Origin of the sequence: Sphingobacterium bovistauri, assembly GCF_020295405.1 — a bacterium.
In the GTDB taxonomy this organism is placed as follows: Bacteria; Bacteroidota; Bacteroidia; order Sphingobacteriales; family Sphingobacteriaceae; genus Sphingobacterium; species Sphingobacterium bovistauri.
This window is the reverse complement of sequence record NZ_JADEYP010000002.1, coordinates 232,637-249,431: the sequence shown is the minus strand read 5'-3', so window position 1 is coordinate 249,431 and position 16,795 is coordinate 232,637. Positions and strand designations below refer to the sequence as shown.

Here is a 16,795-nt window from a genome sequence, read left to right as displayed (position 1 = left end):
TATAAACTCTTCTATTAGCAATAAAACAGAATCCAAAACTGTCAATAATTACAAAATATCCAAAATATCCTCTGTATCCAAGTATGCAGCTTAACAATTAGAAGTTTTCTTAAAAATCGAAATAAAACAAAGAAGCTGCCCTTTTTGGACAGCTTCTTTTTATTTCAATTAGATAGCTTTTGTCTTGTCAGCTAGCCAAGTAGCTTCAGCTGTCGACAAGTGTGGAGATAATTTATCAAATACAAATTGATTGTAATTATTTAGCCAATCTAGATGTACCTGATCTAGCAATTCCTTATTCACCAAATCTGTATCGATATAGCATATTGTCAAAGTTTCAAAATTCATGAAATCACCAAAAATACTATTATCATATTTTTTCGCTAACACTAAATTTTCTATACGAATACCATGCTTTCCTTCACGATATAAGCCTGGCTCAATCGAAGTAATCATTCCCTCTTCAATAGCAATATCTGTAGGTGTAGGATTAAATACATGTGGCCCCTCATGGACATTTAAGAAGAATCCAATACCATGACCAGTACCGTGACCATAATTGCGCAACGTCGCCCAAATTGGTCTTCTTGTTATCGCATCAATTTGATAACCTTTTGATCCTATAGGGTAAATAGCCTGACTGCCTTCAATAGTACCTTTCAGAACAATGGTATAATCATCCTTTTCTTCTTGTGTAATATTTCCCAACGAAATTACGCGTGTTATATCTGTTGTACCTGTTTTGTATTGACCTCCAGAATCGACCAACAATAAACCTTCCTCCTTCAGCGTATAGTTACTTTGCGCTGTGGCAGAATAATGTGGCAAAGCACCATGATCAAGATAACCAGCAATAGTATTGAAACTTACATCTACAAAACCTTCTTGTTCGGCTCTAAATCCACGCAATTTATCTGCAATTGAGATTTCTGACAATTCCTCCTTACCAATAGTTTCTTCCAACCATTTGAAAAATTTAGTCAATGCAACACCATCTTGAACCATCGCATTGCGAATGTGTCCGATTTCTATGTCATTTTTAATCGCTTTTAATGAAGTAGAAGGATTAATCTTTTCAATAATCTTTACTGATGTACCTATACTATCATATACCGCAAAACAAGTACGCTTAGGATCTATCAAAATAGAATTCGCATCTATAGCTTTCACAAATTCAAAGGCTTGCTCATAATCTCGCACCTCAACCCCTTGACTATGTAAGGTTGTAATATCTGATTGACTTAATTTACCATTAGCAATAAAAAGGATTGCTGTTTCATGCGAAACATACACAAATGATAATACGACAGGATTGCAAGGTACATCTTGCCCACGAGTATTTAATAACCAAGCTACATCATCTAGTGATGATATGAAGTGACTTTCGGCTCTACTTTTGGAAAGTAATTGGCGAACCGCTAACAATTTTGACTGCGTAGATTGCCCTGTTGATTCTAAATCCAATAAATAAGCCTTGACTTGAGGTAAAGATGGTCTATCCGTCCATATAGCAGACAATAGATCAACATGACCATTTACTTTAATATCTAAAGGTTCTAATGTATTTTTGACAGTTTGTGCGACTAATAGTGATGCCAAATTTCCATCAAAAGCCACTTGAGCACCGGCACCAAATTTTTCACTCAACCATTCTGCATATTCTGCGGTGCCTTGAATTTTTAATTTTACTAACTCAAAACCAGTTCCTGCAAGTTGTTCATTTGCTTGTACAAAATAACGGCCATCTGTCCATAATCCGGCAAAATCTTGAGTAATGACTAAAGTACCTGCGGACCCTGTAAATCCAGACACCCATGCAATGCATTTATATCTTTCTGGAAGATATTCACTTATATGTGGATCAGAAGATGGAATAATATAAGCATCTATTCCTTGGCTTTGCATAGCCTCTCTGATTTTCCCTAATCGTTGTAAATGTGACATAATTTTTTACCTAAAAAGTAATGCAAGTTAAACATTTATACGCCCAATTCTAAAATTATAAGACGGAATAACCTACCTTTTTTGCAAAATATGAATATTACACCTCTATCTGAAAAGTGTATATTTGTTTATATACCAAATAACATGAAAATACATTCTTTACTTATAGCCGGACTCTTAGGATTTGTTGCAACAAATGATTTACACGCTCAAAATATTAAACAAAAATTAGAACAAAACTTCATTACTTTTTCTAACCATTCCTCTTTGACAAATGGAATGTATTCATTGCATGTGATTAATGCTGAAAATGGAGAAACTGTTTTCGAGAAAAATGCGAATACAGGTTTACCCACTGCATCAACCTTGAAAGTGATTACGTCGATCACAGCATTGGATTTATTAGGCAAGGATTTCACTTACAAAACAAAGCTTTATTATTCAGGGGAGATAGATTCCTTGGGGACATTGCACGGGGACATCGTTATCCATGGAGAAGGCGACCCTACCCTAGGTAGCCATCGCTACCCGACCTCCAATCCTGATGTGATACTAACAAAATGGAAAAAGGTAATATTAGATGCTGGAATAAAATCAATCAATGGTCGACTCATCGCTGATGACAGAATGTACAATGGCATTGATGTGCCAGTAGGATGGACCTGGGGAGATATAGGTAATTATTATGGCGCGGGCATATCATCTTTGAACTGGAGAGAAAATAGCTTTGGTGTTAATTTTCAAGCTGGAAATATCCAAGAACCAGCGCTAATTGTCAATACCACCGCAGACATCAGCTACTTAAAGCTAATTAATCATGTCAAAATAGGCGCTAAAGGTTCAGGTGATAATGTCTATGGATACGCTGCTCCCTACAGCGAGAAAATAATCATGAAGGGTACTTATGCCCAAGACTTGAAAAAGACAATTGAATTTTCACTCCCTGATCCAGCCTATGATTTAGCTTTTAGATTAAGCAAAGAACTTGCAACTGATAGCATTTTCATTGCTAATGAAATCACAACAGGACAAAAATTAGTAGAAAAAGGATTACCTGTTCCTATTGAGACTAAGTTATTAAATATACATGTTTCACCTCCTTTGCATGAAATCATACATTGGTTTAACAAACGTAGTATTAATTTGTATGGTGAAGCTATATTAAAAAGTATAGCTGTCCTAAGCGGAGGAAAAACTTCGACAATTGATGGAGCTCGCTTTCTAACAAAATATTGGGAACAAAAACTAAATATCAAATCAAGTGAATTGGATATTGTGGACGGCTCAGGACTTTCCCCACAAAATAATGTCACTACAAAGGCTATGAATCAAATCATGCAATATGCATTAAAAAGACCTTGGTTCAATGAATTTAACAACAGTCTACCTGTTTATAACGGTATGACAATGAAAAGTGGAACCATCAATGGCACACTGGGGTACACCGGATATCACACTGCTAAAGATGGTAAAAAATACACTTTTTCGCTATTAGTGTACAATTATGACAGCTCTGGTTCGCAAATGCGCCAACGCATGTTTACATTATTGAATACTTTAAAATAATAAATGAGAATATTCGTCCTTATTATAATATAATAATACATTTGTAGATTAAGTAGATTACGAAAAAAACAATTATGAGCAATATTAACAGAAAAAAGGATGCCCTAAATTATCATGCAATGGGTCGTCCTGGGAAAATTGCAGTCGTTCCAACAAAACCTTATAACTCACAAAGAGATTTATCATTAGCATATTCTCCTGGTGTCGCAGAGCCATGTTTGGCTATCGCTGAAAACCCAGAAGATGCATATAAATATACCGCCAAAGGAAACCTTGTTGCCGTAATTAGTAATGGTACAGCAGTTCTTGGTTTAGGAGATATCGGAGCACAGGCTGGCAAACCTGTAATGGAGGGTAAAGGTCTTTTATTTAAGATTTTTGCGGACATTGATGTTTTTGACATCGAGCTTGACACAAAAAATGTGGACGAATTTGTCAACATCGTGAAAGCAATGGAACCTACTTTTGGAGGTATCAACTTAGAAGATATTAAGGCTCCAGAATGTTTTGAAATTGAAAGACGCCTGAAAGCTGAAATGAATATTCCTGTAATGCATGATGATCAACACGGTACAGCAATTATCTCTGGCGCCGCTTTGATTAATTCATGCGAGTTGCAAGAAAAAAATATTGCTGATGTCAAAATCGTAGTAAACGGTGCTGGTGCAGCTGCTATTTCGTGTACTGCTATGTATGTAGCGGTAGGTGCACGCAAAGAAAACATCGTGATGTTGGATAGCAAAGGAGTTATTCGTAAAGACAGAGAAAACTTAGATGTAACTAAAGCAGAATGGGCAACAGAGCGAGATATTAACACTTTGGCGGATGCCGTTAATGGTGCAGATGTTTTCATTGGCCTATCTGCTGCAGATGTGTTATCAGCAGAAATGTTGAATACTATGGCGTCAAAACCAATTGTATTGGCTATGGCTAATCCAAATCCAGAGATTGCTTATGATCTTGCAGTTGCTACACGCGATGACATCATCATGGGCACGGGACGTTCTGACTATCCAAATCAAGTGAATAATGTATTGGGATTCCCTTATATATTCCGTGGAGCTTTAGATGTACGTGCTACTGCAATCAATGAAGAAATGAAGATTGCTGCCGTACGCGCTATTGCTGAATTAGCCAAAGAACCCGTTCCTGAAGAAGTAAACCAAGCGTATAACACTAGTAATTTACGTTTTGGAACAGATTATGTTATCCCAAAACCTACTGACCCTCGTTTGATAACTGAGGTATCTATAGCTGTCGCTAAAGCAGCTATAGCATCTGGAATTGCCCGCAAGACTATTGACAACTGGGATCTCTACAAAGAAGAATTGCGTAAGCGTCTTGGAAAAGATGATGGCATTATGCGTAATCTTTCAGCTGTAGCCAAAAACAATCCTAAACGTGTTGTTTTTGCAGAAGCTGATAACTACAAAACACTTCGTGCAGCTCAAATCGTAAAAGAAGAGGGTATTGCTATCCCAATTCTATTAGGTAACAAAGAAAAAATTAAAAACCTAATCGAAGAATATGCATTTGAATTAGACAATGTTAATATCATTGATCCTCGTGAAGAAGCAAACACAGCACGCTTTGGTGAATATGTTGATAATTTGTATAAAAAACGCCAACGTAGAGGCTTATCAAAATTTGATGCGACACAATTAATCACCAACCGCAACTATTATGCAGCGAGTATGGTTGAATTTGGAGATGCAGATACTTTAATTTCAGGTCTGACACGTAATTATGCTTCTACGATTAAACCTGCTTTGCAAGTTATTGGCGCAAAACCAGGTAGCCGTATTGCAGGTATGTATATGATGCTTTCTGAAAAAGGACCTTTATTCTTTGGTGACACTACCGTGAATGAAAATCCAACAGCTGAAGAATTAGCAGATATCACTGTATTAATAGAAAAGACAGTTCGTCGTTTCAATGTGAAACCACGTGTGGCTTTATTATCATATTCAAATTTTGGTTCTAATGACGGTCCAACTTCTGTCAAAGTACGTGAAGCTGTAAAATTATTACACCAAAACCATAAAGACTTAGTCGTAGATGGTGAATTGCAAGCAAATTTTGCGTTGAACAGTGATTTGTTAAAATCAAACTTTCCTTTTAGCACATTAAACGGTGAAGCTGCAAATACACTGATTTTCCCAAATCTTGAGTCAGGGAACATTGCTTACAAAATGTTGCAAGAAGTCGGTAATGCAGAAGCTGTAGGTCCAATTTTATTGGGAATGAATAAACCTGTTCACGTATTACAATTGGATAGTTCTGTTCGTGAAATCGTCAACATGGTAACTATAGCAGTAGTAGACGCACAATCACACGAGAAACAATAAAATATGTACGATTATTTTAACGGCAAATTGGTATTTAAAGCCCCTACTCATGTTATTCTTGAGGTAGGTGGTATTGGCTATCATATTCATATTTCTTTGACGACATATTCTCAGATTAAAGATCAAGAAAACTGCAAATTGTTTGTTTCTTTTCAAGTTAGAGAAGATTCACAAACGCTGTTTGGCTTTTCATCCGAAGGAGAGCGTCATCTTTTCAATCATTTGATTTCTGTCTCAGGTATTGGACCAAATACTGGTAGAATGATGCTTTCATCGGCTACGCCAGAAGAAATTCAATCTGCAATAGTAAATGGTCAGGTCGCTATGATTCAAAAAATCAAAGGAATTGGCCCAAAAACTGCGCAACGTGTTATCCTAGAACTGCAAGATAAACTCAAGAAACAAGGTGATGATGCGCTCTTACCATTACCTATTGCAAAACAGTCTGTTCCAGAAGAAGCTTTATCTGCATTAGTTATGCTAGGTTTTGCTAAAAATCAAGTGGAAAAAGTACTAGCCTCTATTGTTCAGACCAATGAAAGCCTTACCGTAGAGCAAATAATAAAACTTGCGCTAAAAAAATTATAAGAATTTTACAACTCAACGAACAACTACATAAAGCCGCTTAATCTTTTAAGCGGCTTTGTTATTTCTTAAAAGAAATCGTATACTTATAATTGAATAAATCAATTATAAAAGTCCTTAATTGGCACTAACCTTGACGAATCTGAGATTCTTATTCATTTTTCTATTTCTATTGTTGCTAACGAGGCATAGCAACGCTCAAACTTTTTTGTCTTTAGGAGATTCTCTACGGTTCGTAAATTATTCAACGGCTTTTAAAATATTAAACTTTAATTCATTTCTTAAATCAAAGAAACCTATTGATTATTCTAAACTAATCTACACATATAACCCACAAACAAATTTATTTTCCATTCAAACAACTCAATTTGGAAAAACATCTTATCTAAATCGATTAGAGTTCAATTCGATAACATCAAAAATTTCTGTCAAAAAAAATTGGAATCACCATCCAACCCCTAATACTTCAATAGCGAACACAACTCAATTGATAAAACCATTAGAAATCAACAGTCCCCTATTCGACAAAATATTCGGTGGTAATAAAATAGAAATCACACCAAAGGGCAGCGTTGACTTATCGATAATGGCACAACGAAATATAAACGAAAACCCATTATTGGCGGAACGACATCGAAAGCTATGGGGAATGGATTTTGATCAAAATTTTAATCTAAACTTGATAGGTAAAATTGGGGAAAGAGGGCAAGTATTGGTTAATTTTAGCTCAGATGCAGAGTTTGATTTCGAAAATCAAATCAAATTTGATTATGTTGGAAAGCCAGATGATATTTTACAACGGTTAGAAATAGGGAATGTAAACTTCATGACACGTTCTCAATTACTGGGAAGCTCGGAAGATTTGTTCGGTGTAAAAACTCAATTGCAAGTTGGAAAATTGAACTTCACAGGTGTATTATCTCAAAAACGCTCTGACAATCACGAAATAATTATTACCAACGGAAAAGCCCAACGAGATATCAATATTCCATTAAGTAATTACGAAGCAAATCAACACTATTTCATAGCACATTATTTTAGAGAAAACTATAATAAAAGCCTCCAAAATGCTTCTTTTATCAATTCTCCAATTCAAATTACAGCCATTGAATTATGGGTAAGTAATCGATCAAATAAAACAGAAAGTTCGCGTGATATACTAGCCTTAATAGATTTGGCGGAGAAAAACACTTTCAATCCAAATATTGTAGGTAATTCCGCAAGCAACTATCCAAATACAGGCTCACTCAATAATTCACAACTTGAAATTTCAAATAACCTATTAATACAATTAGGTGATAACGCACGAAATCCAAACAGTAGCTTTTTACAATCGTTCTTCGCTACTTCTGGAGGAGCAGATAACTATGCAAAATTAAATGCTGCTCAAAAATTAGTTGAAGGGCAAGATTATAGTGTGAACAGAAAATTAGGTTATATATCTTTAAATTTCCCGCTAAACCAAGATCAAGTATTAGCACTTTCATATCGATTTTCAGCTAATGGAATTGAATATCAAGTTGGTGACCTATCAACCGATATACCTTTTGATGCTAATAACCCTAGGATGCTTTACACCAAATTACTAAAAAATGAAATTCTGTCCACACAACTTCCAACCTGGGATTTAATGATGAAAAACATCTATTCAATTGGTGGCAACAATATAGATGAGCATGATGTTAATCTACAGATCGTCCGGACGGATTCCAAAACAGCTATCCAAAACCCTATCCTCTTTGAAGGCGCTAACACGAAAAGTAAGTCTTGGCTACAACTTACGGGGCTAGACCGTTTAGCACAAAATAAGGCGTCTGGTGCTGACGGATTATTAGATTTTATAGAAGGTATTACCATTGACAATACAAAAGGTAAATTGATTTTCCCTGTAATAGAACCGTTTGGAAAAGATATGGATGCCCTATTTACAAACGCCGAACAGGATTTAAAAGATAAATATACTTTTCACGAATTGTATACCCTGCAACAAATTGAGGCTAAACAGAAATACAGCAACAAAGACAGATACTATCTTCAAGGTACTGTTCAATCCAATTCGAGCGAAGAATTTACATTGGGGATTTTTGATTTGAAACCAAACACGGTCAAAGTATATGCGGGAGGCACTTTGTTACAAGAGAGTGTAGACTACAACATTGATTACGAATCAGGAACACTCAGGTTTCTCAACCCAAGTTTTCTATTAAGTAACAATACAATAAAGGTTAGCATTGAAGATAGTTCAATTTTTGGGTCTCAGCAAAAAACTTTTATTGGAGGACGATTAGACTATTACGCTAACCCTAATTTCCAACTTGGTGCCACTTTTATGCGTCTTAGCGAAAGACCCTATACCGAGAAAGTTCAAATTGGACACGAATCTATTGCAAATACGATGATTGGAGCAGACATCAATTATTCAACCAATTCTAGATGGTTAACTCGGATGATTGATAAAATTCCATTTATCAAAACAAATGAGGAATCAACTATTAATTTTTACGGAGAAATAGCTTATTCCAAACCTGGCTATGCTCGAGCACTTCAGACAGGTATTGATAAAAATGGAGTAGCTTATTTAGATGATTTCGAAAACAACTTCAGTTATATCAACATCAAAAATCAACAAGGTTGGCAAATTTCAGGTACACCGCAGCTATTTCCAGAGCATGCATTAATAAATGATTTAGCTTACGGTCACAATCGTGCACAATTCGCCTTTTACAATATTGATCCAATATTCTATCAGACATCAAGTCTAAATCCTAACATTGACACAAAATTCTTGACCGATCACCGCAGCAGACGTGTTACAGAACAAGAGGTATTTCCATTCAAAGAAATACGAACAGGGACAGACGCTTTCCTACCCACATTAGATCTTGCATTTTATCCTATGTTACGTGGTCCATATAATTTTAGCACCTCCTCAGTGGATACTGACGATAGATTACTCCACCCACAAAAACGCTGGGGTGGGATGTTCAAGAAATTGGATCAACCTGATTTTGAAAGCCACAATATTGAATACCTAGAATTATGGTTGATGGATCCAGCACTCACCAATCCAGAAAAAGATGGTGGAGATTTATATATCAATTTGGGTAATTTGTCAGAAGATATACTAAAAGACGGCCATAAAGCTGTCGAAAACGCTATACCTGCTAATGGAGATAAAAGTAAACTTAATCAAACAGTCTGGGGGAATGTAAGTAAATTGCAACCAATCAATACTGTATTTGAAAACAGCGACGATAGTCGTAAAAATCAAGATGTAGGGCTAGACGGGCTCTCTAATACAGATGAAGAGACCTTCTACAGTCCGTTCATAAACCAAATGCGTATTCAACTAAATCCAAACGCTTTTGAAAAACTCGCCAAAGATCCAGCTTCTGATGATTACAGCTATTATCGAGGCAATCATTTAAAAAGCACAGATGGCATTTTACATCGCTATCAATACATCAATGGATCAGAAGGTAATTCGAAGACACAAAATCAATCATTGGAAGCCTATGGAGTAGAGAATGCTGCCAGAACATTATTGCCTGATGCAGAGGATATCAGCCGAGACTTAACAATGAATGAAGCCGATAATTATTACCAATATCGCATTTCATTACGTACTCAAGATATGGTCGTAGGAAAGAATTTCGTTGTAGATGAACACAGCACACAGGTTGTCGTATTGAATAGAAACAAAGAAGTGAAATGGTATAAATTACGTATACCGATTCGTGAATTTCAACACAAATACGGCAATATCCAAGATTTCAAATCTATACGATTCATTCGACTTTTCTTAACAAATTTCGCAGATACAACGGTCTTACGCTTTGCGCAAATGCAATTTATAAAAAGTGATTGGCGCAAATATAATCCAGACAACACATCTCAATGGGTAATTGCTGATCCACATTTAGGTATGAATCCACCTACAGACCAATCCAGCGTGGAGGTAGCAAACATAAATATTGAAGAAAATGGGAAAAAGAGTCCCATTCCTTATGTAGTACCGCCACATATTAATCGTCAAATAGACTACAGCAACAATAATTTGGACGTGCAGCTAAATGAACAGTCATTAAGTCTCAGCATCAAGAAGTTGAAAGATGGCTATGGCCGAGCTGCATTCAAAAATGCCTCCTATGATTTACGCCCCTATGGAAATATCGCCTTCTTCGTACATGCTGAAGGGGAAAGCCTTCGAGATGGTGATGCCAATGCTTTTATCCGAATTGGCACAGACGATAAAGAACACTATTATGAATATGAGGCTCCACTCAAAATAACACCAGCAGGAAGTACATCTGCACCGATTATATGGCCCGAAGAAAATAACATTATCGTACGTTTAGAAACACTTCGCGAAGCGAAGATAAGTCGTGATAATGCCTACAAAAATGGGCAGCCTTGGCCAATAGATCAAGTATTCGAATACGTTGATGGGAAAAATAAAATTACAATAAAAGGTACTCCCGATCTTTCCAAAGTGCGTTTTTATATGTTGGGTATCAAGAATCCCTTACAATCAAGTAACACACATAATTCGGCAGATAATGGGACAGAAATTAATGGTGAATTTTGGTTTAACGAATTACGTGTTACTGATTTTGAAAATAAAAGTCGCTGGGCAGCGACGGCGCAGTTGCACGTGAAACTCGCTGATCTGGCTAATATCTCTGTTTCGGGCACGAAGATGTCAGCAGGATTTGGGGATATTTCTCAGCGTATTTCCACACAAAATAGAAACGAACGTCTTAGCTTTGACTTAATGGCAAATGCTGAACTTGGCAAATTTGTTCATCCCAAACATGCCATTTCTATCCCAATGTATTTTAGTTATTCTAAACAAATAGGGACACCAGAATACAATCCTTATCAAGGAGATATCTTATTACAGCAATCTTTAATAAATCATTCTCAGAGAGGAAAAGATTCACTACTACGTATCATTCAGGACTTCACCCATCGAAAAAATTTCAGCATCATTAACGCACGAAAAATTTTCAACACGCAGAATAGCCTCTTGAAACCTTGGAATATTGAAAATGTCTCTCTTTCCTACCTCTACAACGAATACCAACATCGTGATATCTATACCTCCTATTCCTTGCAAAAGAATTATCGCGGTTCAATAGATTATACATTTAATAATCCAGCTGTTACATTCAAAGAGCCTTTTCAAAAGAACAGATTATTCAAATCTATACATTATAATTTTATGCCTTCTCTTTTGAGTTTTCGCATGGAAGTAAATCGGATTTACCACGAGAATACATTCCGCGATAACGCAAGCAATAATGCATTACCAACTTATTACAATAAAAATTTCAATACAAATCGTATCTACGGTATAAGTTGGGATTTGACCAAATCGCTACGAATAGATTTTAACGCCACGAATTACGCTATTATCGACGAACCAAATGGGCGTGTTGATGGAGCAAGAAAAGACACATTATGGAATAATTTTTGGAAATTGGGTAGAAATATGGATTACAACCATATGCTAAATTTCACCTATACTTTACCCTTAAATAAAATTCCCCATTTGGAATGGGTAAATATTACTACTCGTTATGGAAGTCAATTTAATTGGAAAAGCGAGCCATTGAACCTATTGAAAAACGAAAGTATTGATATTGGGAATAGCATTCAAAATAATCGGACAATACAATTTAATCCATCATTGAACTTCTCCAACCTATTCAATAAATTTAGATTCTACAGAGAAGGTACAAGACCTAATAGCATAGGTGTTAAAGATTTTTTGATACGCCTCCTTCTGCAATTCAAGAGTATTAATGCTGCATACACTAAGGTTGAAGGAACTTATTTACCTGGATACTTACCAAACTCCAATATGTTGGGCTATAGTTTTAGCCAAAATGCACCCGGTTGGGATTTTATACTGGGCTCACAAACTGATATTTTGAATAGAGCTAGAGATAACAATTGGCTTGCAACAGACACTATTCAAAACAATGTCTACAGTCACTCCTATTCTGAAAACATCTCCGCAATAGCCCATACAGAACCTATTAAAGGGCTACGTTTGGATTTCACGGCTTCCAGAATCGATAATCGAAACAGCTTATTGCCTTATCAATCCTTAAGTTCGGAAGCATTCTACGAGACAGGGAGCTACGCAGTTTCCCAAATTAGCTTCAAAACCTCATTCAAAGACTTGAAAGAGCTATACGCAGAATTTATCGAGAATAAGAAATCTGCCTCTGAAATTTTAGGCGAGTTCAATCCAAATTCATCAGGTTTAGATTCAAAATATTTTGCAGATGGATATGATGAAAATCAACAAGACGTAGTGATTAATTCCTTTCTCAAAACTTTTTTAAACAAAGACTATGCACTCCGTAAAACTAACAAACCGACATTTCCATTACCTAACTGGAGACTCAATTATTCAGGTCTCTCACAGCTATTAGGCATAGAAGACATTATTCGCGCTATCAATATCAATCATCATTACCAGTCACAATATACTGTAGCTAATTATTTCTCGAATTCAGGATACTTAGAAGAAGAAGCATTCCCATATGTCCGCGATCGAAACAACAATTTTATCCCAAAGCATCAATACAGCCAAGTGACTTTGACTGATAGATTTTTGCCCCTAATAGGTCTTGACTTGAGATTTGATAACCAAATGAGCTTCACGGCAGAATATCGGAAATCTCGAGACTTAGCTTTGAGTTTAGAAAACAGCCAATTCTCGGTTTTAGATGAAAAATCATATATCGCAGGTTTTGGCTATAGAAAACTTAACACCAAATTACCCTTTGGTCTATTTGCTGATAGAAATTGGAAGAATGATATAAATTTTCGTCTTGACTTGGCATTAAATGACAGAAAAATATCTATGCACAGGACGGGAGTTGATTATGAAGAAACAACAGGTGGAAACAAAAACATGACGTTAAACCCTTCATTCGATCTTACAATAAACCGATTTTATAATGTACGTTTATTTTACAATTCGAATGCCGTCCGACCTTATACTTCCCAAACTTTTGCGACCACATATACATATTTTGGTTTTAGTTTAAGATTGTTGCTTTATTAAAAAAAAGCATTACAAATGTTTTAAGACCCGTATCTTTGTATATAAATTCATAGATGAATCATGGCTGAAGATTTAAAAATTATTTCGGGAAACAGAGAAGAACAATATAAAAGCTTAGTACCACAAATAAAAGCTTTATTAACAGGTGAATCTGATCTTATAGCCAATTTAGCAAATATTAGTGCCGCACTCAAAGAACAATTCAATTTCTTTTGGGTTGGATTTTACCTCATTAAAAATAAAGAATTAGTATTAGGACCATTTCAAGGACCAGTTGCCTGTACAAGAATCGCATACAATAAAGGTGTATGTGGTACTGCTTGGGCTATGAAGGAAACCTTGATCGTACCTGATGTTGAAGAATTCCCAGGTCATATTGCTTGCAGCTCGCTTTCAAAATCTGAAATTGTAATTCCTGTCTATATAAATAATGAAATCATAGGAGTTTTGGATGTAGATAGTGAACAGTTGAACACATTCAATGCTATAGATGAAAAATATCTTAAAGAAATATTATCTTTATTGAATTAAAAACCCGGCATAACTAACTATTAACCAACACCAATGAAAAGTGCACATCAAATAGCTTTTCTAAATTTAGTGTTTATAATTATTAATTCGTTTTGGATCATAATTATAGACACCAAAAAAATTTATGGATTTTCTATTTATGACACCTTTTTTAATAATTGGTCCTACCTAACACCTCATATTGATACATTCAATATTTGGAAGATAATTACCGTTACACTGGCTTTGACTGCTGTTTTATACTGTCTAGTTCTAAAACGAGAATATGACGAAGATCTACCATTGGCACAAAAAATAGAAAAATCGGGTAATTGGATGATTCTAAATCAACTTTTACTAGGGTTGAGCATGGTATTAAAATTAAATAATTATTTAGTATTAGCCTATCTATTTACAATTGGAACATTTTATTCTCTCGTAAAACTCAATTACATATTTAAAATTAGGGATGATAAAAACCCTTCTTTTGTACATGTCTTCACAAGAACCTCATTAGGGTTCTATAGTGGATGGTATGTATATTTACTCGGGTTTAATGGCATACCTACATTAGGTAGATTATTAAAACAACCATCTGATCAACCCCTATTTTTTTACTTATCACTACTATTCGTAATAAGCAGCTTTAGCTACATTCTATACAAGGCTGTATTGTGCAATCTACCTGCAATATTGGTCGGTTATTCGGCTGGAATTTTGGGTGCTTATTATTACAATATCAATTCAAATAAAGAAGATATCTACCACTTAATTATGCGCTATACATTCTTAATAGCGTTGATAATTACAATAGTCACGGTATTATATCTGATCTTTAAACGAAGAAAAATATTGATGGCTCTCGAATAAATTAATTATTCTGTTACTTTCCAGACTTTAACGAGCTTATCATCACCAGCTGTACACAAAAGTTGCTGTTTTTCACTATATGCAACAGCATTTATAGACAGATGGTGCGAATCTATACCTTTGTCGCGTGATACATTCTTTTGTAATTTGAAATCTGAATTCCAAACTTTTAGGGTTTTATCACGGCTCACCGTCGCAAATAATGAGGATACACCCAAAGGTACAATTCCATAAACAGTAAACATATGAGGTGTGACTACTGCTAAAATAGATAAATCATTCGGTGATAATTTATACATTTTTGCATCTCTACTTCCTGAAATTAAATAACCATCTACAAAAGCCAAACTCGTAACGGATTGCGTGTGTACTTTGTTAGATTGGATTGTATGATAATCGCGAATATCCAACATATGGACAACGCCATTCTTGTCTCCTATTGCTAATCTATAATTAGCTTCATCTAAAACTAAACTACGAACAGTTGTAGTGGAAGCTTGAAAAGAATAGAGTAATTCAAAGTTGTCCAAACTCCAAACATAAGCTTTACCAAATTCGTCTATAGCAATTAATTCCTTCTTTGAAACTATCGCTTCGACTACAAAAGCAGCTCCTTTAACAATTGCTAATTTAGCTGCAAGTTCAGGGACACTCTTTCTGATAACCAATAATCCACCCGTACGCAATGAAGCAACCAACAAATCAAGTTCAGTTATATATGCTAACTTATAAACCGATGACGGTACATTACACAATACTCTTTTGAACTTCAACGTATGCAAATCCCATTCTACAATACCCTTATCATTACCCGCAGAATATAGTAATCCATTCTGTTCGTCTATTGCTAAAGTGTAAATAGGATTTTGATGTCCAATCAACGTATTTTCTAATGTAATATCTATCATTGCTCTAAAAGTGTTGCACGAAGATACGGCACTTTTATATTATTGATATAGTTAAACCTTATATAAAAGTAAAATTTGGGTAAATTAGCTCTTTAATTAGAATCGATCAAAATGAATCCAAAAATTAAAAATATTCTTATTTACTTCCTCTTGTTCTTAAGCTTTAGTACTATAGCGGATATTCTTTTCTTTTCAGATAATGGAATAGAGGTTTTGAAATCTTCAAGCTATTTAATTAGTCAAGTAATAAAAAGTATAATTTTCGCTTTAATAATGACCTTTGTGCTTCGTCGTAAAAAAACTAAATAGATGACAAAAAGAAGGTCGTTAAATCTAAGATTTAACGACCTTCTTTTTATTTTTGCAGCAGACACTACTGATGTCTACTTTCTAAATTTTTAGCTATAGTTTCTAAAGACAAGCCTTTTTCACGTAGTAATACGATTAAATGGAATAATAAGTCAGAAGCTTCATTAATTAAATCAGTTTCCGTTTCAGCTAATGCTGCGATAACTGTTTCAACACCTTCCTCGCCTACTTTCTGCGCAATTTTATTCAATCCTCTTTGACGCAAACGATTCACGTAAGATTCTTCCGAAGGATGTTCAAAACGATGATTTACGATACGTTCTAATTCCAACAAAAAGTTTTGGTTATATTCAGTATTGAAACAACTGCGTGAACCGGTATGGCAAGTCGGCCCTACTGGTTGAGCTTTGATCAAAATCGTATCTTGGTCACAATCGATATGATAGCTTTTCACATGTAAAAAGTTGCCACTCTCCTCGCCCTTTGTCCACAACCTATTCTTCGTTCTGGAGAAAAACGTAACTTTCTTTTCTTCCTGTGTTTTTTGCCAAGCTTCCTCATTCATATAGCCTAACATCAACACTTCTAATGTTTGAAAATCTTGGACAATTACCGGAACAAGTCCATTTCCTTTTTCAAAATCTATCATAGCTTTAATTATTTTGTTGTCC

Annotated in this window: 8 protein-coding genes and 1 pseudogene; 6 read left to right on the top strand and 3 right to left on the bottom strand. The window is 35.3% G+C overall.

Annotated elements, in window-relative coordinates; translation table 11 throughout:
- Positions 1–168 precede the first annotated feature (168 nt).
- On the bottom strand, positions 169–1,944 hold the full coding sequence (locus IPZ78_RS02205; protein WP_225551294.1) for an aminopeptidase P family protein: 1,776 nt from the start codon (positions 1,942–1,944) through the stop codon (positions 169–171).
- 144 nt (positions 1,945–2,088) lie between these two features.
- Between IPZ78_RS02205 and dacB the strand changes: the two genes are divergently transcribed.
- The 6 genes from dacB (at position 2,089) to IPZ78_RS02175 (ending at position 14,907) form a co-directional block, all read left to right on the top strand.
- Entirely contained in the window at positions 2,089–3,510 is a 1,422-nt protein-coding gene (dacB, locus tag IPZ78_RS02200; RefSeq protein ID WP_225551293.1) for a D-alanyl-D-alanine carboxypeptidase/D-alanyl-D-alanine endopeptidase, read from the top strand.
- A gap of 74 nt (positions 3,511–3,584) precedes the next feature.
- On the top strand, positions 3,585–5,858 hold the full coding sequence (locus tag IPZ78_RS02195; RefSeq protein WP_225551292.1) for an NADP-dependent malic enzyme: 2,274 nt from the start codon (positions 3,585–3,587) through the stop codon (positions 5,856–5,858).
- Positions 5,859–5,861: 3 nt separating this feature from the next.
- A complete protein-coding gene (gene ruvA, locus IPZ78_RS02190; protein WP_225551291.1) occupies positions 5,862–6,446 on the top strand; it encodes a Holliday junction branch migration protein RuvA in 585 nt (194 codons plus the stop codon).
- Between the two features lie 205 nt (positions 6,447–6,651).
- Positions 6,652–13,527 carry a T9SS outer membrane translocon Sov/SprA gene (gene sov / locus IPZ78_RS02185; protein ID WP_225551290.1) on the top strand — a complete coding sequence of 2,292 codons (6,876 nt, stop codon included), beginning with the start codon at positions 6,652–6,654 and terminating at the stop codon, positions 13,525–13,527.
- Positions 13,528–13,587: 60 nt separating this feature from the next.
- Positions 13,588–14,058, top strand: a complete 471-nt coding sequence (locus tag IPZ78_RS02180) for a GAF domain-containing protein (protein ID WP_225551289.1) — start codon at positions 13,588–13,590, stop codon at positions 14,056–14,058.
- A gap of 33 nt (positions 14,059–14,091) precedes the next feature.
- The gene (locus tag IPZ78_RS02175; protein WP_225551288.1) at positions 14,092–14,907 is read left to right on the top strand and encodes a hypothetical protein; all 816 of its coding nucleotides are present in this window, start codon (positions 14,092–14,094) and stop codon (positions 14,905–14,907) included.
- 5 nt (positions 14,908–14,912) lie between these two features.
- On the opposite strand, the gene IPZ78_RS02170 is transcribed toward IPZ78_RS02175, so the two are convergent.
- Positions 14,913–15,815: a WD40 repeat domain-containing protein gene (locus IPZ78_RS02170; protein WP_225551287.1), complete on the bottom strand. Its 903-nt coding sequence runs from the start codon at positions 15,813–15,815 to the stop codon at positions 14,913–14,915.
- Between the two features lie 373 nt (positions 15,816–16,188).
- A pseudogene (gene hisIE, locus IPZ78_RS02165) lies at positions 16,189–16,788 on the bottom strand (bifunctional phosphoribosyl-AMP cyclohydrolase/phosphoribosyl-ATP diphosphatase HisIE); the annotation flags it as partial.
- Between the last annotated feature and the right edge of the window lie 7 nt (positions 16,789–16,795).